We start from the raw sequence: 19,868 nt of genomic DNA on the forward strand, positions 1-19,868 counted from the left end.
ACTCAAACACGCCCTCTTATTTAACACCAATTGCGATTAGCAAGGTAATTAAGTGAACTCTCAAGTTTAAAACACTGAAAAAACGCTAAATAACTACCACAAACTTCAACTGTTAACACAATTGCAGCTTAAATAACTTATCTTCACATTATCGTTTCCAGATCACAACACAGTAATTTATTTTGAATACAATCTTTATTGATTAATTTACATTTCATCTCTGTAAATTGCTCACAACAATATGGAGCAAAAGAATAATAAGCTCCGGGGTCAGAAAAAGCGATTAAAAGAGAGACTATTATGTTGAACAAAAAGCTTTTAGCAGTTGTTATTGCGGGTGCATTAGGTATTACTGGTTGTAGCTCATCAGATGACGATGTTAAAACCATTGAAGTTGATTTGCGTATCATGGAAACCAGCGATATCCATGCTAATATCATGGATTATAATTACTATAGTGGTCAAACTGATAAAACTATTGGTTTAGCCCGCACTGCAGCACTAATTCATGAAGCACGTGCTGAAGTCAGTAATAGTGTGTTAGTTGATAATGGTGATTTACTTCAAGGCAGTCCTATGGGCGATTATATTGCTCATGAATTTAAATCGACTAACCAATTAGCCGATACTCACCCAGCTTATAAAGCAATGAATACTTTAAATTATGAAGTGGGTAACATTGGTAATCATGAATTTAACTACGGTTTAGATTTTTTAGATCAAGCCACAGCAGAATCAAACTTTCCTTATATCAGTGCCAACGTCTATTGTGAAGTTGATGATTGCTTCAGAGACGTTAAAGCAGGTGAACCATTGTTTGAACCCTTCATCATTAAAGATCAACTTGTCGTTGATAAAAATGGTGACGAGCATACGATTCAAATTGGTTACATTGGATTCGTTCCGCCACAAATCAAAATTTGGGACAAACAAAACCTTGACGGCAAAGTCATTGCACGCGGCATCGTTGAATCAGCAGAGCGTTACGTACCTCAAATGAAGGCCGCTGGAGCAGACGTTATTATCGCGATTCCACATTCAGGTATTGGCTCATCAGAAAACCCAAGTGACATGAATGCAGAAAATGCAACGTGGGCATTAACCACTGTTGAGGGTATTGATGCCATCATGTTTGGCCACAGTCACTCTGTATTTCCAAGCTCTCAGTTTGCTGACGTTGAAAATGTTGATTTAGACAAAGGAACCATTAATGGAGTTGCAGCGGTCATGCCTGGCCGCTGGGGAGATAATTTAGGTGTAGTCGATTTAACGCTAACCCAAGAAGATGGTGCTTGGACTGTAGTCAACAGCCAATCTGATGCTCGGCCAATTTTTATAAAAGCGACTGATACCACAGAAGAATTCGCTGTTGAGCCTGATGCAGATATACACGCTATGGTTGAAATTGAACATAACGCCACCCTTGATTATGTGAATGCGCCAATCGGTAAATCATCTACCGACATGTACAGCTTCCTCTCGCTTGTTCAAGATGATCCAACCGTGCAAATCGTATCAAATGCCCAAATTGACGCTGTAGCGGAAGCGGCCTCAAAGGTTGATGCTCTAAAAGGCATTCCAGTTTTATCAGCATCTGCGCCATTTAAAGCCGGTGGGCGTCACAGTACAACTTCAGATGCTGACAGTTATGTGCAAGTCCCAGCTGGTGATTTAACTTATAAGAATGCTGCAGATCTTTATCTTTATCCAAATACCATGGTCGCAGTTAAAGTGACAGGTGCTGAAGTTAAAGATTGGCTTGAATGCAGTGCGAATCAATTTAATCAAATTGATCCTACTTCAACTGCCGCTCAAAACTTAATTAATTGGGATACTCATAGAACATATAACTATGATGTTATCGACGGCGTTAACTATAAGATAGATGTGACTCAGCCTAATAAATTTGACGGTGATTGCGCAGTAGTTAATGCTGATGCAAGTCGTATTGTTGATTTAAGCTATACAGACGCTGATGGCACGACATTTACAGGGGATGAACTAGCAAGTAAAGAATTTATTATTGCTTCGAATAACTACCGAGCATTTGGTGGTAAATTTGCAGGTACGGGTGCTGAATTTGTTGTAATGGAGCTACCAGATACTAACCGCGAGGCGTTAGCTCAATATATTTCTGAAGAATCAGAGACTCATGGCGAAGTTGACCCAAGTGCGGATAATAATTGGGACTTTGTTACTATCGACTCAGCTACTACACTTGATATTCGCTTTGAAACTCAAGACAGTGCAACCGCCGATAAGTTTGTCGAAGACTATCAAGTGCGCCCAATGACAAAACGAACTGACTTAACTGATGAGTTTGGGTTTGCAATTTACAATATTGATTTGCAAACGCCTGTATCTAACTAAATAAGAATCAGTTTATTAACGTAATTCTCTGTAAAGTTAATTACTTCTGCTAACTAAAAAGGCGCATAATGCGCCTTTTTTCTCATTAAAACTTAATCAAGTTCAAACAACCTCGCCATTGTTTTGATATGGTTCAGTGGCACTTTATGTGTATTTCTTTGAGCACACAAAGCTTGGTGCTGACTATCTTTAGGATCACCGATAACTACGACACGAACTTGATATCCTAGGGCTTTAGCAGCAGCCTCGTAAGCCATATATTCCCATTTTGCCACATTGGTATTATCACATATAACTAATGGTTCATTGCTTGCCAACGCATTGATAAATGCCGTTAAATTAGCCTGATGATATTGGCTTAATAACTTAGGATTAAATAGATACTGACCTTCTTGCTCAAAGTATTTATCCGTTGAAAAATATCCATATTGTTTAACATGTAATGCGGTATCAATACCCTGCTTTGTTAAAAATTCATTCACCCAGTATGACTTACCACTACCAGGTAAACCTCGCATGATAATGGCTAACTTTATATTAGTTTGATTCATTAATTCTTATTTCGAAAGTGACATACGTATAAATACTTAAGCTGATAAAGCATTGGCTAATTGTTCATTGAATGATGGGTTACCCACAACCTCGCCTGCTAAAATAGTTTCTACTAATTGCGGCACAATATCCCCTGCTTTTCCAGTCAAGTGATATTGAAACTGACTGTGTCGATCTGGCTTCGCCAGATTAACCTCAACGGTTTGTGCGCCATGATGATTAGCACTATCGACAAAACCTGCTGCAGGATACACAGTACCAGAAGTCCCTATTGCAATGAATAAATCACAGTTGTCCAGTGCATCATGGATTCTGTCCATGCCAAAAGGCATTTCACCAAACCATACGATGTGAGGACGTAAACGTTTAGCTGGAATACAACAGGTGCAGCAATTATCTTCACTAAATGGTTCGCGTAACACGAACGTTTGCTGCGATTGAGGGCAACGGCCTTTGTTTAATTCTCCATGCATATGTAATAAACGTTTAGAGCCAGCACGCTCATGCAAATCATCCACATTTTGTGTAATAACAAGTAGCTTGCCAGAAAACTCCGCTTCAAGTTTTGCTAAAGCAACATGGGCTGGATTGACCGTAATTTCATCACTGTTAAGGTTATCCCAACGGCTATTATAAAAGCGTTCCACTAAATCAATATCTCGAGCATAGCCTTCCGGCGTGGCGACATCTTCAATATGATGTTGCTCCCACAACCCATCTTGATCTCGGAAGGTTTTTATCCCCGACTCAGCTGAAATACCTGCGCCAGTTAAGACTACAATCTGCCGATACATATTGATTTCCTTATTGTTATAATATGAAGCAACTCAATCACTAGCTTAGCAAAAGATCACTGTAAATTTTATATTGCTAATCATGAGTAAAATACTAACCCTATAGTGATATAAATGCTGCAAACTCACAATAATCCCTTAGTATAAGTAAGACTATTGTGTATTTTTTAACTAAAATGAGCAGCTTATTGAGTAGATCACAGAAAAATCTAGTTATATTGTCGATTAACCTTCAACAAAGGTTCCAGTTTCTGATTTCAACACATATAATAAACTTAACTATCCACGGATGAACCTTTAGGTTCTGCAATCAAGAGATTAGCAATGACAGATGGAAATCAAGCACTCAAAAAAGCAGGTTTAAAAATTACTCTGCCACGAGTTAAAATCCTAGAATTAATGCAAGCCCCTGAAAATCAACATATCAGTGCTGAAGATTTATACAAAAAATTGCTCGATGTTGGTGAAGAAATTGGCTTAGCAACTGTCTACCGTGTATTAAACCAATTTGACGATGCAGGTATTTTAAACCGTCATCATTTTGAAAGCGGCAAGGCAGTTTTTGAAATGTCGACTCAAAAGCATCATGATCACCTTGTTTGTTTAACATGTGACAAAGTTATTGAGTTCTCTGATGAAGTTATTGAGCGTCGTCAGGACGAAATCGCTATGCGCCACAATATCAAACTGACTCACCATAGCTTATATCTATATGGTCACTGCACAAATGATACCTGTGACCACGCAGACGAATAGCATTTATTGTTTTAGTTAATTGACTTTAACAAATAAAAAGCCAGCATTAAGCTGGCTTTTTTATCGCTAAAATGACTAGACTAAAATCGACCATTCACTCCAATACTATAAGAGAAACCATCAATATCAGAATCCAGCTCTTTAGCTGCAGTAAACACCGCAGCCATTGTGTCAGTTATAGGTAAATAATAATCGGTGCTTAATAACCAGCTGTCATACTCACTTTCATCAAAATCATAAAAATATGAAGCGCCTACAGACCAAGAATTAGTGACATACCAATCCGCTTCCACTAAAGCGGTTGAATTACTATCGCTATAGGAACCACCACTATCACTAATGTCAGGATCGTTAAACACTGAATCTACGGTGTAATCACTGTAAGTATATCGACCACTTAAATACAAACCTTCAGTCCAATCAAATTGAACGTAAGTATCAGCACCTAAAGTAATACTATCTTGCTCAGTATCAGACTTTCTAAAAGATGATGATTCACTGATATCATAGCCCCCTGAACTACGAATATACTCAATATAAAAAGAACTAGATGGATTGAAATAGTACCCAAGCGTTACACCATAATTATCATTTTCGAAACTAGAGTCGGCTTCAAAATTAGAATATTGTGCTTTGATAAACCATTTTGAATCAAACACATATTCACCAGAAATATTGTATTGGTCAAAATCATTCCCGATTCCTGAGTAAAACCCGCCTATATTTGACACCTGACCAAGATAGCCTGATAGCAAATAAGGGGTTTTATTGTCATTTATCGACGAGAAATAATAGCGGTAATCGAGTTTAAAGGTTCCGTCTGAACTTGATTCTGTTTGATCAAAATATGTCACAGTGCCGTCATGTTGGTAATCATCATCTGCCATCACTAATGTAGATAAAGAAGAAGAAAATGCGGTGAGAATGGCTAAATATAAACCTTTTTGAATCATATTTGTTCCTTGTTTAAATAACAAGAAAGAGCCATAGAAGATAATATCCATATCTTTATTCCTACATCGCAATGTTGCGATCGACTCTTTCCATAGAGTTTTTTGGGGATACTTCTAAGGCAAAGATAGAAATAACAATATCTACCTTTACTTAGAAGACTCTAAACTAACGAAATATAAATTAAATTTCAATCGGATAGGTTAATAATTTATAACATTCTTTGATATACCTGTACCTTATGGCCTTTGTATATGTTTTGTTCATACAACGACATGCCATTGTTTACTGCTACTTTTTCAGAGCCTACATTTCCATGTAAGATGAGCGCAATAACTTCATCAATATCAAACATTGGCTTAAGTGTATCCATTACCGCTTTTGCTGCTTCTGTACCAATTCCCTGCCCCCAATATTCTGGAAGAAAGCGATAACCCAGTTCCACTTTATCGTATTCGGGAATGTATTTAGGCCCACAAAAACCAATCACTTTTTTATCTTCTTTATGGTACACCGCCCAGCGTCCAAAACCTTTATCGTTATAGTCTGCTTGTATCACTTCTTTGAAAACTTGTTCAGCCTCTAATAGGCTTTTTAAGGGCGATTGTGGGATGTAAGTTAGCACATCAGGGTTACTATTCATTAATAAAATAGCTTCTATATCGTGCTGATTAAATGGGCGAATGAGTAGACGATCTGTTTCTGCAATCACTGCGGGGATCACGGGCGTTATATGAGACACGATTATCCTTAACCTTTATTATTCTGAATTGTTGTGGGCTAACTACATGTTTAACTTTAGTAAAATAACCTTATCAAGATTTGACGATTTATCAATAACCACATAATAAAATGAATAATATTTCATCATCAACCGTTTGTTGCCCAACAAAAAAGGCGCCGAAGCGCCTTTTATATCAATTGCTAGTATTTACCAGCCAGTTTTAGTACGTAACGCTTTACCGATATCAGCTAAAGAGCGAACTGTGCTTACGCCAGCAGCTTCTAGTGCAGCAAATTTATCTTCTGCAGTACCTTTACCACCAGCGATAATTGCGCCAGCATGACCCATACGCTTACCTTCTGGTGCAGTCACACCAGCAATGTAAGAAACAACAGGTTTAGTAACGTTAGCTTTGATGTATTCAGCCGCTTCTTCTTCAGCAGTACCACCAATTTCACCAATCATTACGATTGCTTCAGTTTGTGGATCGTTTTGGAACATTTCCAATACGTCGATGAAGTTAGTACCAGGAATTGGGTCACCACCAATACCAACACAAGTTGATTGGCCGAAACCTTCGTCAGTAGTTTGCTTAACCGCTTCGTACGTTAATGTACCAGAGCGTGAAACAATCCCGACTTTACCAGGCTTGTGGATGTGACCAGGCATGATACCAATCTTACATTCACCAGGAGTGATAACACCTGGACAGTTAGGACCGATCATGCGAACGCCAGTTTCTTCAAGTTTAACTTTAACTTGAAGCATATCTAACGTAGGGATACCTTCAGTGATACAAACGATTAGCTCGATGCCACCGTCAATTGCTTCAAAGATAGCATCTTTACAGAAAGGAGCTGGTACATAAATTACAGTAGCAGTTGCGCCTGTTTCAGCTACAGCATCTTTAACAGTGTTAAAGACTGGCAGACCTAAATGAACTTGACCGCCTTTTCCTGGAGAAACGCCGCCAACCATTTTAGTACCGTAAGCAATTGCTTGCTCAGAATGGAAAGTACCTTGACCGCCAGTGAAACCTTGACAGATAACTTTAGTATCTTTGTTAATTAATACAGACATTATTTGCCCTCCGCAGCTTTAACAACTTGCTCAGCTGCGTCAGTTAAACTGGTAGCTGCAATGATATCAAGATCTGAGTTAGCTAAAACTTCACGACCTAATTCAGCGTTAGTACCTTCAAGACGAACAACAACTGGTACTTCAACACCCACTTCTTTAACAGCGCCGATAATACCTTCTGCGATCATGTCACAACGAACGATACCACCAAAGATGTTCACTAGAACGGCTTTAACATTTGAATCAGAAAGAATGATTTTAAATGCTTCAGCAACACGTTCTTTGGTTGCCCCACCGCCCACGTCTAAGAAGTTAGCTGGCTTGCCGCCATGTAGGTTTACGATGTCCATAGTACCCATTGCTAGGCCTGCACCGTTAACCATACAACCAACATTACCATCTAGTGCAACGTAGTTAAGTTCGAACTTAGCTGCGTGCGCTTCACGTGCATCATCTTGTGATGGATCGTGCATTTCACGGATTTTTGGTTGACGGAATAAAGCATTACCATCGATACCAATTTTGCCATCAAGACAGTGAATGTTGCCTTCGTCAGTGATAACAAGTGGGTTGATTTCAAGTAAAGCGAAATCATGGTCTTCAAACATTTTAGCTAAGCCCATGAACACTTTAGTGAACTGCTTCATTTGAGTTGGGTTTAGACCTAACTTGAAGCCAAGATCACGTGCTTGGTATGGTTGTGGGCCCGCTAGTGGATCGATGATTGCTTTGTGAATTAACTCAGGCGTTTCTTCAGCAACAGTTTCAATCTCAACACCACCTTCAGTTGATGCCATGAAAACAACACGACGTGTTGCACGGTCAACTACAGCACCAAGGTATAATTCGTTTGCGATATCAGTACAGCTTTCTACTAAGATTTTAGCAACTGGCTGACCTTTTTCGTCAGTTTGATAAGTGACTAAGTTCTTACCTAACCAGTTTTCAGCAAATGCTCTGATTTCTTCTTTATCGCCGGTAACTTTAACGCCACCTGCTTTACCACGGCCGCCAGCGTGTACTTGACACTTAACAACCCACATATCACCGCCAATGTGACCAGCAGCTTCTACCGCTTCTTGGGCTGTATCGCAAGCGAAGCCTTCAGAAACTGGTAAACCATATTCGGCAAATAAGGATTTTGCCTGATACTCATGCAAATTCATGATGATCTATCCATATACTTCTTAAAAATCCTACTGGCTCTTATGAGCCAGCTACGAGGGTATTGTCTAGTTGACTCTTAAAGGTCAAGCAATAGACGAGTTGGGTCTTCAAGGAAATCTTTAATAGCAACCAAGAATCCAACTGACTCACGCCCATCAACAATACGATGGTCGTAAGATAGTGCTAGGTACATCATAGGTTGAATAACAACCTCACCGTTCACTGCCATTGGGCGATCTTTAATAGCATGCATGCCTAAGATTGCACTTTGTGGAAGGTTTAGAATAGGTGTTGACATTAATGAGCCAAATACACCGCCATTAGTCACTGTAAAGTTACCGCCGGTCATGTCATCTACTGATAATTTACCATCACGGCCTTTAAGCGCTAATTCGCGAACATTCTTTTCGATTTCAGCAAGGCTCATAGTGTCAGTGTCACGTAATACTGGTGTAACCAAACCACGTGGAGTTGATACTGCAATGCTCACATCAAAGTAGTTGTGGTAAACAATTTCGTCACCATCGATAGAAGCATTGACTTCTGGGAAACGTTTCAGCGCTTCAGTTACAGCCTTAACGTAGAAAGACATAAAACCTAAACGGATTCCGTGGCGCTTTTCAAAGATTTCTTGATATTGCTTACGAATGTCCATAATTGGCTGCATGTTAACTTCGTTAAACGTTGTTAGCATTGCCGTTGAATTTTTCGCTTCAAGCAGACGGTTAGCAATTGTTTTACGTAAACGTGTCATCGGTACACGTTTTTGGCTGCGACCTTCAAGCGGCGCAACAGGTGCTGATGCAGCTGCTGGTTTCGCTGCAGGAGCAGACTTAACAAATGCTTCAACGTCTTCTTTAGTAATACGTCCGCCAACGCCAGAACCTTTCAATTGGCTAGCATCAACATTGTGCTCAGCAATTAGACGGCGCACTGATGGGCTTAGTGCATCGTTTGATTCATCAGATTCAACAGCAGGAGATGCTGCTTCTGCTTCAGCTTTAGTCACTTCTTGACCAGAAACTGCACCAGCAACAAAGTTAGCAATAACTTGTTCGCCAAGGACAGTATCGCCCTCTTGGAATAATAATTCGCTAATAGAACCATCTTCTGGCGCAACAACTTCAAGTACGACTTTATCAGTTTCAATATCAACTAGATTTTGGTCACGAGAAACCTGTTCTCCAGGCTGCACATGCCATGTCGCGATAGTTGCATCAGCAACTGATTCTGGCAAAACGGGTACCTTAATTTCGATACTCATGGAAAGCTTTCCTTTTTATAAATTTTATTACGACAGTTTTAATGCGCTATTGATTAATTCTTCTTGCTGGCGAGCATGAAGCGCTGGATAACCACAAGCTGGTGCAGCAGATGCTTCACGGCCCGCATAAGTTAATTGAGCTCCAGCTGGAATCGCTGCCCAGAAATGATGTTGGCTACAATACCAAGCACCTTGGTTCTGAGGTTCTTCCTGACACCATACAAAATCTTTAACATGCTGATAATCAGCAAGTGCTGCTTGCATTTCTTCTTGTGGGAACGGGTACAGTTGTTCCACACGTAAAATAGCAATATTGGTAATTTCTTGCTTACGACGCTTATCGAGTAACTCGAAATACACTTTACCGCTACAGAAGACAACGCGTTCTACTTTGCTTGCATCTAATGCATCAAGTTCACCAATGACACTTTGGAAACTTCCGTTAGCTAATTCATCTAATGTTGAAACAGCTAATGGGTGACGCAATAATGATTTAGGCGACATAACAACAAGTGGACGACGCATAGGACGTACAACTTGACGACGCAACATGTGATAAACCTGTGCAGGCGTAGAAGGAACACACACTTGCATATTATGGTTTGCACAAAGTTGTAAGAAACGTTCTAGACGTGCAGATGAATGCTCAGGACCTTGGCCTTCATAACCATGAGGTAGCAACATAGTTAGACCACATAAACGGCCCCACTTTTGCTCACCAGATGATAAGAACTGATCGATGACCACTTGGGCACAGTTAACAAAGTCACCAAACTGTGCTTCCCAAATAGTCAGACCACCTGGCTCAGCTGTTGCGTAACCGTATTCAAATGCCAGTACTGATGCTTCTGATAATACTGAGTCAGTAATATCAATTTCACCTTGCTCATCAGCCACATTACGTAATGGCAAATAAGTGGTACCGTCATTTTGATTATGAAGAACCGCATGACGATGGAAGAAAGTACCACGGCCAGAATCTTGACCTGTAATACGAACTCGTTTTTTATCTTCCAAGATAGACGCATAAGCCAACGTCTCAGCAAAACCCCAATCAACTGGTTTTTCACCATCGGCCATAGATACGCGGTCTTTGTAAATCTTAGCGACACGAGACTGTAATTTGTGGCTTTCAGGGATATCAACGATCTTTTGCGCTAAATTATTTAAACGCTCAAGTTCCATTGACGCTTGGTAGCTTTCGTCCCACTCACGATTAAGGTATGGCGTCCAGTCAACAGTATGTAATGTCATTGGTCGCCATTCTTTAACAACACAATCACCGGCATCTAATGAGTCACGGTAAGTATTAACTAAACCAGTAACATCATCAGCAGAGATGCTGCTTTCTTCGATTAATCGATCGGCATAAATCTTACGTGGCGTAGGATGTTTTTTGATTTTTGCATACATCAACGGCTGTGTAGCACTTGGCTCATCAGCTTCGTTGTGACCATGTCGACGGTAACAAACTAAATCGATAACAACGTCACGTTTAAATTCATTACGGTAATCAACGGCTAACTGAGAAATAAAGGCAACGGCCTCTGGGTCATCAGCATTAACGTGGAAAATGGGTGCCTGCACCATTTTAGCGATGTCAGTACAGTACTCTGTAGAACGCACATCTTCATGGTTAGAAGTGGTAAAGCCAACTTGGTTGTTAATAACAATACGAATCGAACCGCCAACCTTAAAGCCACGAGCTTGAGACATGTTGAATGTCTCTTGAACAATACCTTGGCCTGTTATTGCTGAATCACCATGGATAGTAATTGGCATAACTTGTAAGCCATCTTTACAACCACGTCTGTCTTGACGAGCACGAACAGAGCCAATAACAACAGGATTAACAATCTCAAGGTGAGATGGGTTAAACGCTAAGGCTAAATGAACATTACCACCTGGTGTTTCAAAATCTGATGAGAAACCTTGGTGATACTTAACGTCACCAGAGCCTTGAACTTCATCGTGTTTACCAGCGAATTCATCAAATAGTTCTGCAGGACGTTTACCCAGTACATTTACAAGTACGTTTAAACGACCACGGTGAGCCATACCAACTACGATTTCTTTCGTTCCAGCTTCACCTGCGCGGTATAAAATTTCGCGCATCATTGGTACTAATGCATCGCCACCTTCAAGAGAAAAACGTTTTGCGCCTGGAAATTTTGCGCCAAGGTATTTTTCCATACCTTCAGCAGCATTTAGGCCTTCTAAGATACGTTTTTTGGTGCTGATGTCGTAATTAGCTTTACCTAAAGATGGTTCAAGACGTTGTTGAATCCAACGCTTTTCATCCGTATCAGTAATATGCATGTACTCAGCACCAATTGAGCCACAGTAAGTGCTCTTAAGTGCTTTAACGATGTCGGCTAATTTTAAAGTGTCGCTACCGTATGCAAATGAACCTGTATTGAATTCACGTTGCATATCTTCAGCATCTAGACCATGAAACGCTGGATCTAATTCAGATACTGACTCACGCTGCCATAACCCTAATGGATCGAGATTGGCATTTTGGTGACCACGAAAACGGTGAGCATTGATTAACTGGAGAACTTTAACTTGTTTAGCATCTAATTCAGGGTCGGTTACACGGCTGGCGCCTTTGGCTCGACCTTCTAATGCTAAACTGCGGAAATAATCACGTACTTTAGAGTGTGCAGTTTCAGGTATATCTTGAGAAGTACCATTTACCGCAGGGAGATTATCAAAAACAACTTGCCAGTCTTCAGAAACTGAACTTGGATCTTCTTGATAGGCTTCATACATCTCTTCTACGTAGGTCGAATTAGAGCCACTTAAATGTGACGATTCGAGCCAAGCTTTCATGATGCCTTGGTGCATTACTTTTCCTTACAAAACTTGATACACGTGCTTCGACATAATCATAATTACGATACCTATTGCACCGCAATCGAATCGTATCTAACTATATAATTTTAATCAGTTAAATACAAAGGACTTCCTAATACACACAATAGAGTCATCTCCAAAGATGAAGATGACTCTCAATGAGAGCTAATTAAACTGTAAACCTAGCTCTAAACTGTGCATTTATACTGCTCGCTTCAATAGCATTGACTTAATATGGCCAATTGCTTTAGTTGGGTTTAATCCTTTAGGACAAACATCAACACAGTTCATGATGCCATGACAACGGAACACACTGTAAGCATCATCTAAACCAGCTAGACGTTCTTCAGTTGCCGTATCACGACTATCAATCAAGAAGCGGTAAGCATGCAATAAACCACTTGGACCGATAAATTTATCCGGGTTCCACCAGAACGATGGACAAGCAGTAGAACAACAAGCACACATGATACATTCGTACAAACCATCTAAATGAGCGCGCTCTTCAGGTGATTGTAAATGTTCACGAGCCGGCGTTTTCTCATCATTGATAAGAAACGGCTTAATTTTTTCGTACTGAGTGTAGAACTGAGTCAGGTCAACAATTAAATCACGCACTACAGGCATGCCTGGTAAAGGACGGATTTCAATTTTCTTACCCTTAAATGTAGAAACAGGCGTAATACACGCTAAACCATTTTTACCATTCATATTCACGCCATCACTACCACAAACACCTTCACGGCATGAGCGTCTAAATGATAACTCAGGGTCTGACTCTTTCAGCTTCATCAGTGCATCCAGTACCATCATATCGGTACCTTCTTCCACTTCTAAGCTGTAATCTTTCATATAAGGCTTAGTATCTACATCAGGATTGTAGCGATAAACTGCAAATTCCAATTTCATCGTGGCTTCTCCTAGTAAGTACGCTTGATAGGCGGGAATGCATCACGAAGCTTAGGCTCCATGTTGACTTCACGCTTAGTCATTTGTTCAGTGACAGGATCAAAGACACTGTGACATAACCAATTATCGTCATCACGGTCTAAGAAATCTTCACGAGAATGCGCACCACGGCTTTCTGTACGGAAGTTAGCAGCATAAGCAGTTGCAATCGCTGTAGCCATTAAGTTATCTAACTCTAAACACTCGATACGTTGAGTATTAAATTCTGAAGAATTATCAGATAACTTGGCGTTAGCTAAACGTTCACGGATCTTCTTAAGCTCTTTAAGGCCTTCAGCCATTGCATCGCCACTTCTAAATACAGAGAAGTTAAGCTGCATACATAACTGTAAGTCTTTACGGATTACTGCAGGATCTTCACCTTCTTTGTTGCTTTCCCAGCGATTAAGACGATCAAGAGAAGCAGCAATTTGCTCTTCTGAAGGTGCTTTAGGATCAGCAGTCTCATCTAACGCTTTACCTAAATGCTGACCTGCAGCACGACCAAATACCACTAAATCAAGCAGTGAGTTACCACCTAAGCGGTTTGCACCATGTACTGATACACAAGCAATCTCACCAACTGCAAATAAGCCTACGATATCTTGCTCTGAACCATCTTCGTTCTGGCGAACAACTTGGCCACTAACTTTAGCGGGTAGACCACCCATCATGTAGTGACATGTTGGCAATACAGGGATTGGGCCATCTGCTGGATCAATATGCGCAAACGTACGAGAAAGTTCACAAACACCAGGAAGACGCGCTTCTAATGTTTCTTTACCTAGGTGATCAAGTTTAAGTAAACAGTGCGGGCCTAATGGACCATCTAATCCACGACCTTCACGGATCTCAGTCATCATTGAACGAGCAACGACGTCACGAGAAGCCAAATCTTTTGCGTTAGGAGCGTAACGCTCCATGAAGCGTTCGCCATCTTTATTTAAAAGATAACCACCTTCACCACGACAACCTTCAGTTACAAGTACACCTGCGCCAGCAATACCCGTTGGGTGGAACTGCCACATTTCCATGTCTTGCATCTGAACACCAGCGCGCATTGCCATACCGACACCGTCACCAGTGTTAATGTGAGCATTTGTAGTAGAAGCGTAAATACGCCCTGCACCACCCGTTGCTAAAATTGTTGCCTTCGACTTAAAGTAAACAATCTCGCCAGTTTCGATTTCAATTGCAGTACAACCCACAATTGCGCCGTCATCATTTTTAACTAAATCTAATGCATACCATTCAGAAAACACTTCTGTTTTGTGTTTAACGTTTTGTTGGTATAAGCAATGAAGCAAAGCATGACCTGTACGGTCAGCTGCCGCTGCAGTACGTGCCGCTTGTTCGCCACCAAAGTTCTTTGATTGGCCACCAAATGGACGCTGGTAAATAGTGCCGTTTTCGAAACGTGAGAATGGAAGACCCATTTGCTCAAGCTCGATAACCGCCTCTGGACCTGTCTTACACATAAACTCAATCGCTTCTTGGTCGCCGATAAAATCAGAACCTTTCACGGTATCGTACATGTGCTGTTCCCAGTGATCTTCATGGGCGTTACCTAACGCAACAGTGATACCACCTTGCGCAGAAACCGTATGAGAACGTGTTGGGAATACTTTAGATAAAAGCGCACAGCTCTTACCTTCTTTAGAAATTTGTAAAGCCGCTCGCATGCCAGCGCCACCAGCGCCGATCACTACTGCGTCAAATTCGCGAACTGGAATAGCCACTTAAACACCCCACACTATAATGATGCCTGCAGCTAGATAACAAAAAGCCGCTACGACAAATACGAATTGAAGTAATCCACGTACTGATACATTTTTAACGTAATCAGTTAGCACTTGCCAAATACCAATCCACGAATGAATAAGCACAGCGACTAACGCTAGCAGAGTGAATACTTTCATCGGCAAAGTGCTAAATAAGCCATGCCAGATTTCGTAAGTTAATGGGGCGCTACACGCAATGAAACCCACCATAAAAATGGTATAACAGGTTAAAATTACGGCACTAGCACGAATTAAAATAAAGTCATGAACACCACTGCGTCCAAGGCTTGCTGCATTAGTTACCATACCCAAATCCCCACAATGATTGAAAACGCCGCTGAAAGTACAAAGGCGATTTTTGCTGAAGCTAAGCCTGAGGCTAACTCTTCCCAACGACCGGTATCCATAATCAGATGACGTAAGCCAACGATTAAGTGGTAACCCAACGCAGTAAGAATTCCCCAGATAACAAACTTAACGAGCAAGTTATCAAAAAGAGATTGTAGGCCAGCGAAACTCTCAGGAGATGCTAAAGATTCATTTAGCATCCAAATAAGAATACCGACAGCAAACAGCATGATAACACCGGAAATACGGTGAAGAATTGACGCAATCGCTGTTGCAGGAAAGCGAATGGTCTGTAGGTCTATATGGACAGGTCTTTGCTTTTTCACGTTCTGCTCACTCAGCTCCATTGAGCATTATTTTTATTATTCATCTTGCTTTGCTTCTATTTGCAACACCAACACACATATGTAAACAAAATGTTGAAACATAACAGACTACTATCAAACACTTAACTATTTGAGAAACCACTAATTTAGCTAGGTAAAAAATGTTTTCAAAAATGTGATGTCTGTCGCCCTTTGTGGACGCAGGCAAGTATACTCAAGCCCATTGTCAAATACAAACGTCACACTATGCAAAATTTGTTTTTTTGCATTTTTTTTGCAAACAAACCACAGCTGGCAAGGCGTCTAGCAAGGTTTATACCATGGTCTAATAAATTTAAACGCTTATTTAAATTGAAATGTGATCACGATTCACTGTAAAGTAATGTCCGCTTAACATGCCGCACTCACAGAAAAGAATGAAGTAAGGAGAACGGGGTATGGCTGACAATATAGCCAAATTAGAGTTACCGGGGAATGATTCAATCGATTTACCAATTAAGCAGGGAACTGCTGGTTTTGATGTAATCGATATCAGTAAATTAGGAAAGACAGGTCATTTCACCTTCGATCCTGGTTTTCTAGCAACAGCCTCTTGCGAGTCTGCAATTACATACATTGATGGCGAAAAAGGTGTACTAACACACCGTGGCTACCCAATTTATGAGCTAGCGACTGAATCTAACTATTTAGACGTTTGTTACTTACTGCTTTATGGTGAATTACCAAGCAAAACTCAATACGAAGAGTTTGTTGCAATGGTAAAAAACCACACAATGGTTAATGAACAATTAGCTTCTTTCTTTAGAGGCTTCCGTCGTGATGCACATCCAATGGCAATGCTTTGTGGCGTTACTGGTGCATTATCTGCGTTCTACCAAGATTCTCTTGATGTAAATGATGAAAAACATCGTGAAATTGCGGCTTTCCGCCTAGTTTCTAAAATGCCAACGATTGCAGCAATGTGCTACAAATATTCAATTGGCCAACCTTTCGTCTATCCACGCAACGATTTAAGTTACGCAGGTAACTTCTTATCGATGATGTTCGCTGTCCCATGTGAAGAATACAAAGTCAATCCTGTTGTTGAAAAAGCAATGGACAGAATCTTTGTTTTGCATGCGGATCACGAGCAAAATGCCTCTACGTCTACAGTACGTTTAGCAGGTTCATCAGGTGCTAACCCATTTGCATGTATCGCGGCAGGTATCGCTTCATTATGGGGTCCAGCTCATGGTGGTGCTAACGAAGCTTGTTTAAACATGCTTGAAGAAATTGGCAGTGTAGACCGCATTCCAGAATTTATTGCACGAGCAAAAGACAAATCGGATCCTTTCCGTCTTATGGGCTTTGGTCATCGTGTATATAAAAACTTCGACCCTCGTGCGAAAGTTATGCGTGAAACTTGTCATGAAGTTTTAGCTGAATTAAACGTTAAAGATCCACTACTTGACGTAGCAATGGAACTTGAGCGTATCGCACTTGAAGACGAGTATTTCGTTTCTAAGAAGCTTTATCCAAATGTTGATTTCTACTCAGGCATCATCATGAAAGCAATTGGTATCCCAACAAGTATGTTTACAGTGCTATTCGCACTATCTCGTACAGTTGGTTGGATTGCTCATTGGAAAGAAATGCTCGACCAACCAGGTCATAAGATCAGTCGTCCACGTCAGTTATACACTGGCTCAGAAGACCGTGATTTTGTTAGTTTAGATAAGCGTTAATTCGTATTAAATTAACTTCTAAAGCGCCTATACGGCGCTTTTTTATTGTCTGAAATTCATGTAAACCTGAATGAAAAGATTTAACTAATAAATATTGATTAGACTTGATGCCATCGTACACTCTCAATAGCCCACAATTCTTCAAACAAACACCTCTCACTAACTGAAATAAGTACGATATTAGCGTGTGAATTAATTGCCCTTGCCTGCCTTAGCTATAAACAAGTTACCTTCTCATTAACTCATCATGAGCATTTGTGCATTGCTAAAGTTATCGCTCTCTCCCGATTTTATTCAGTTTGAGCCACTAGCAATAACAATCCAATACGTAAAAATAAACTAAGATAACCATACAAAAACACATAAATATTCATTGAGGTATTTGGCCGATTAAGAGAAAGTAGACCTCGTAAGGTTATAAAAGAAAGTCAATTAGGCCATATAGTATGACTCTCACTCCATTCCCACACAATCAAACCATGCACTAAAACGGTGAAAAGTAATTTAATATGCTTGCAAAGGCACATTTTTATGCAAAAAAGTTATAAGTGTACAAAGTAAATTATAACGAGACACTATAACTCAGGAACAACGGCGAAGTATTTGTGCTTTTAAAGGTCAATAACAGCTATTTGTAAAAAAGAAGGATAAACCAGATTGTAAATTTCGCACCATAGTAAAACATGCTTGCTCAGCTATAGTGCGATAATAATTTAGATGAATTTAATTCATTTTTGATAACATTGTGCATCTAAGTACAATTAGTATTGATATATAGGTGTCAGAGTTACAGATTAAACATTCGACTATGAGTAGAACAAACTAATTGAATCAGCCTAACTTAGATAAGTAAATAACTATATAGTTATTAAACGAGATTATTTCTTTCAGCATTTATCAACTCTTTTAACTCTTGAGCTTTTAAATAAAAAACATGATGCTCTTTTATTTTACTAACCCAGTTATAATCAATGACACGTTCACCGTAAAAAGCTCCTGCTAGCTGACCATAAACAGCACCTGTCGTATCAGCATCTTCACCTAGGTTTACTGCAAGTAAAGCCCCAGACTCGAATGAATCGGAATTAAAAATGCCCATAAAACAGCTTCAAGGGTATGCATTACATAACCGCTAGCCCTTATCTCAGAAGCTTTCTTTATTTTATAATTTTCTGACGTTAATAATTCTACCATTGATGGGCATAAAGGATTTGCCTCCCAAAAGTCATCTATAGGACTATAAATACCATCTAAAAGTTGGCTTTTGCTTACTCCATGAATGCCCCCCATATCAAGCCACTAAAATACCTACAAGCATCCACGGCTTCAGTTGCACCATGAGTTGTTTTAGAACTTAATCCACCATATTCAACAGCATCAATAAAACTATCATAATAGCGGATTGGTATAGGAGCTAAGCGCATTAACGAGCCATTCCCCGCCGACATTGGATCTGTATCCCCAGAAAATGGTTCTCCTGTTTTTTCATATCTTTGTAATGCCGACACAACTGTTAAACCTATATCAAAGCACTTGCCGTTAACACTAAAAACGCCGTCTTGCCACCAGCGAGTATATAAATCCATTTGGTCTTTGAAGTCACAAGTTTTAGTACGAACCAAACTATGCGCTAAGCAGTACATCATACTAGTATCATCAGTCCACTCACCCACCTTCATATTAATGATTTTTATATAAATAACTACCCACTGTCATGACTGCTCTTACAAACGCTACCATTCGTTTGATTTTCGATAAGATTCTTAGCCGTTTATGCTAAGATGATATACAGGAAATTAAGTCAGTTTATAAAAACCTTACTTACAACTATATAGACAGTTACCGAATTTATAGGTAACTGTCAGTTCAAGTATTAGCTATTATTGCTAATAAGAAGGACAATACCGATATAAATTTTTAGCTTCATAATCTATAAGAAATTGCCAATCAAGCCTTCCATCAATTCGTTTTTCTGAGGAGCAAACGATCGACACGTCTTGAGATTTATTATTCTTTATATAATAAAACTCAAACCCTTCAGGCTCCGCCAACTCCATCAAAAAATTTCCAAGTAAGTCATAAACATGTAAAAATTTAGGGTACTCCCCATCTAAGATAGAAATAACAATTGAACTATTATTTTTATCCCTAATAGCAGAACCAATATTTGGTATGTTCAATTCAATTTTTTTCCGCAAAAATGCCAAGAAATAGTTTCACCAAC

General features: G+C 39.9%; 18 protein-coding genes. 3 read left to right on the forward strand and 15 right to left on the reverse strand.

What is annotated here, in order from left to right; genetic code table 11:
• The first annotated feature begins 300 nt into the window (after window positions 1-300).
• Window positions 301-2,370 carry a bifunctional 2',3'-cyclic-nucleotide 2'-phosphodiesterase/3'-nucleotidase gene (locus ACGEDC_RS20745; protein ID WP_055023348.1) on the forward strand — a complete coding sequence of 690 codons (2,070 nt, stop codon included), beginning with the start codon at window positions 301-303 and terminating at the stop codon, window positions 2,368-2,370.
• A gap of 92 nt (window positions 2,371-2,462) precedes the next feature.
• Here ACGEDC_RS20745 and ACGEDC_RS20750 read toward each other — a convergent pair whose 3' ends face one another.
• Window positions 2,463-2,921: an AAA family ATPase gene (locus tag ACGEDC_RS20750; protein WP_394495523.1), complete on the reverse strand. Its 459-nt coding sequence runs from the start codon at window positions 2,919-2,921 to the stop codon at window positions 2,463-2,465.
• A gap of 36 nt (window positions 2,922-2,957) precedes the next feature.
• Window positions 2,958-3,716: a Sir2 family NAD+-dependent deacetylase gene (cobB, locus tag ACGEDC_RS20755; RefSeq protein WP_055023350.1), complete on the reverse strand. Its 759-nt coding sequence runs from the start codon at window positions 3,714-3,716 to the stop codon at window positions 2,958-2,960.
• Window positions 3,717-4,040: 324 nt separating this feature from the next.
• Here cobB and fur point away from each other — a divergent pair, with 324 nt between their 5' ends.
• Window positions 4,041-4,472, forward strand: a complete 432-nt coding sequence (gene fur, locus ACGEDC_RS20760) for a ferric iron uptake transcriptional regulator (protein ID WP_055023351.1) — start codon at window positions 4,041-4,043, stop codon at window positions 4,470-4,472.
• An 80-nt stretch (window positions 4,473-4,552) separates the two neighbouring features.
• On the opposite strand, the gene ACGEDC_RS20765 is transcribed toward fur, so the two are convergent.
• The 10 genes from ACGEDC_RS20765 to sdhC all read right to left on the reverse strand — a co-directional run bounded on the left by ACGEDC_RS20765 (window position 4,553) and on the right by sdhC (window position 15,941).
• Complete coding sequence (locus ACGEDC_RS20765) at window positions 4,553-5,425, reverse strand: putative porin (RefSeq protein ID WP_394495526.1); 873 nt, start codon at window positions 5,423-5,425, stop codon at window positions 4,553-4,555.
• Between the two features lie 209 nt (window positions 5,426-5,634).
• The gene (locus tag ACGEDC_RS20770; RefSeq protein WP_055023353.1) at window positions 5,635-6,135 is read right to left on the reverse strand and encodes a GNAT family N-acetyltransferase; all 501 of its coding nucleotides are present in this window, start codon (window positions 6,133-6,135) and stop codon (window positions 5,635-5,637) included.
• 219 nt (window positions 6,136-6,354) lie between these two features.
• Window positions 6,355-7,227 (reverse strand): succinate--CoA ligase subunit alpha, encoded by an 873-nt coding sequence (sucD, locus tag ACGEDC_RS20775; RefSeq protein ID WP_055023354.1) that lies wholly within the window; start codon window positions 7,225-7,227, stop codon window positions 6,355-6,357.
• On the reverse strand, window positions 7,227-8,393 hold the full coding sequence (gene sucC / locus ACGEDC_RS20780; RefSeq protein ID WP_065107845.1) for an ADP-forming succinate--CoA ligase subunit beta: 1,167 nt from the start codon (window positions 8,391-8,393) through the stop codon (window positions 7,227-7,229). The genes sucD and sucC overlap by 1 nt, the downstream gene beginning before the upstream one ends.
• A gap of 77 nt (window positions 8,394-8,470) precedes the next feature.
• On the reverse strand, window positions 8,471-9,658 hold the full coding sequence (gene odhB, locus ACGEDC_RS20785) for a 2-oxoglutarate dehydrogenase complex dihydrolipoyllysine-residue succinyltransferase (protein WP_394495529.1): 1,188 nt from the start codon (window positions 9,656-9,658) through the stop codon (window positions 8,471-8,473).
• A 27-nt stretch (window positions 9,659-9,685) separates the two neighbouring features.
• A complete protein-coding gene (sucA, locus tag ACGEDC_RS20790; protein WP_055023357.1) occupies window positions 9,686-12,508 on the reverse strand; it encodes a 2-oxoglutarate dehydrogenase E1 component in 2,823 nt (940 codons plus the stop codon).
• Between the two features lie 210 nt (window positions 12,509-12,718).
• Window positions 12,719-13,426 (reverse strand): succinate dehydrogenase iron-sulfur subunit, encoded by a 708-nt coding sequence (locus ACGEDC_RS20795; protein WP_055023358.1) that lies wholly within the window; start codon window positions 13,424-13,426, stop codon window positions 12,719-12,721.
• An 11-nt stretch (window positions 13,427-13,437) separates the two neighbouring features.
• The gene (gene sdhA, locus ACGEDC_RS20800; RefSeq protein WP_055023359.1) at window positions 13,438-15,204 is read right to left on the reverse strand and encodes a succinate dehydrogenase flavoprotein subunit; all 1,767 of its coding nucleotides are present in this window, start codon (window positions 15,202-15,204) and stop codon (window positions 13,438-13,440) included.
• Window positions 15,205-15,552, reverse strand: coding sequence for a succinate dehydrogenase, hydrophobic membrane anchor protein (gene sdhD / locus ACGEDC_RS20805; protein WP_055023360.1), 348 nt, complete (start codon window positions 15,550-15,552; stop codon window positions 15,205-15,207). It lies immediately after the preceding gene.
• Entirely contained in the window at window positions 15,546-15,941 is a 396-nt protein-coding gene (sdhC, locus tag ACGEDC_RS20810; RefSeq protein ID WP_065107843.1) for a succinate dehydrogenase, cytochrome b556 subunit, read from the reverse strand. Before sdhC ends, sdhD begins: the two co-directional genes overlap by 7 nt.
• 416 nt (window positions 15,942-16,357) lie before the next feature.
• Here sdhC and ACGEDC_RS20815 point away from each other — a divergent pair, with 416 nt between their 5' ends.
• Window positions 16,358-17,644, forward strand: a complete 1,287-nt coding sequence (locus tag ACGEDC_RS20815) for a citrate synthase (RefSeq protein ID WP_394495533.1) — start codon at window positions 16,358-16,360, stop codon at window positions 17,642-17,644.
• Window positions 17,645-18,512: 868 nt separating this feature from the next.
• Here ACGEDC_RS20815 and ACGEDC_RS20820 read toward each other — a convergent pair.
• The 3 genes from ACGEDC_RS20820 to ACGEDC_RS20830 form a co-directional block, all read right to left on the reverse strand.
• Entirely contained in the window at window positions 18,513-18,743 is a 231-nt protein-coding gene (locus ACGEDC_RS20820; protein WP_394495535.1) for an ADP-ribosylglycohydrolase family protein, read from the reverse strand.
• Between the two features lie 169 nt (window positions 18,744-18,912).
• Complete coding sequence (locus ACGEDC_RS20825; protein ID WP_394495537.1) at window positions 18,913-19,323, reverse strand: ADP-ribosylglycohydrolase family protein; 411 nt, start codon at window positions 19,321-19,323, stop codon at window positions 18,913-18,915.
• A 207-nt stretch (window positions 19,324-19,530) separates the two neighbouring features.
• The gene (locus ACGEDC_RS20830) at window positions 19,531-19,851 is read right to left on the reverse strand and encodes a hypothetical protein (protein ID WP_394495539.1); all 321 of its coding nucleotides are present in this window, start codon (window positions 19,849-19,851) and stop codon (window positions 19,531-19,533) included.
• Between the last annotated feature and the right edge of the window lie 17 nt (window positions 19,852-19,868).

It is taken from the genome of Shewanella sp. ENK2, assembly GCF_043568515.1.
Taxonomy (GTDB): Bacteria; Pseudomonadota; Gammaproteobacteria; order Enterobacterales; family Shewanellaceae; genus Shewanella; species Shewanella japonica.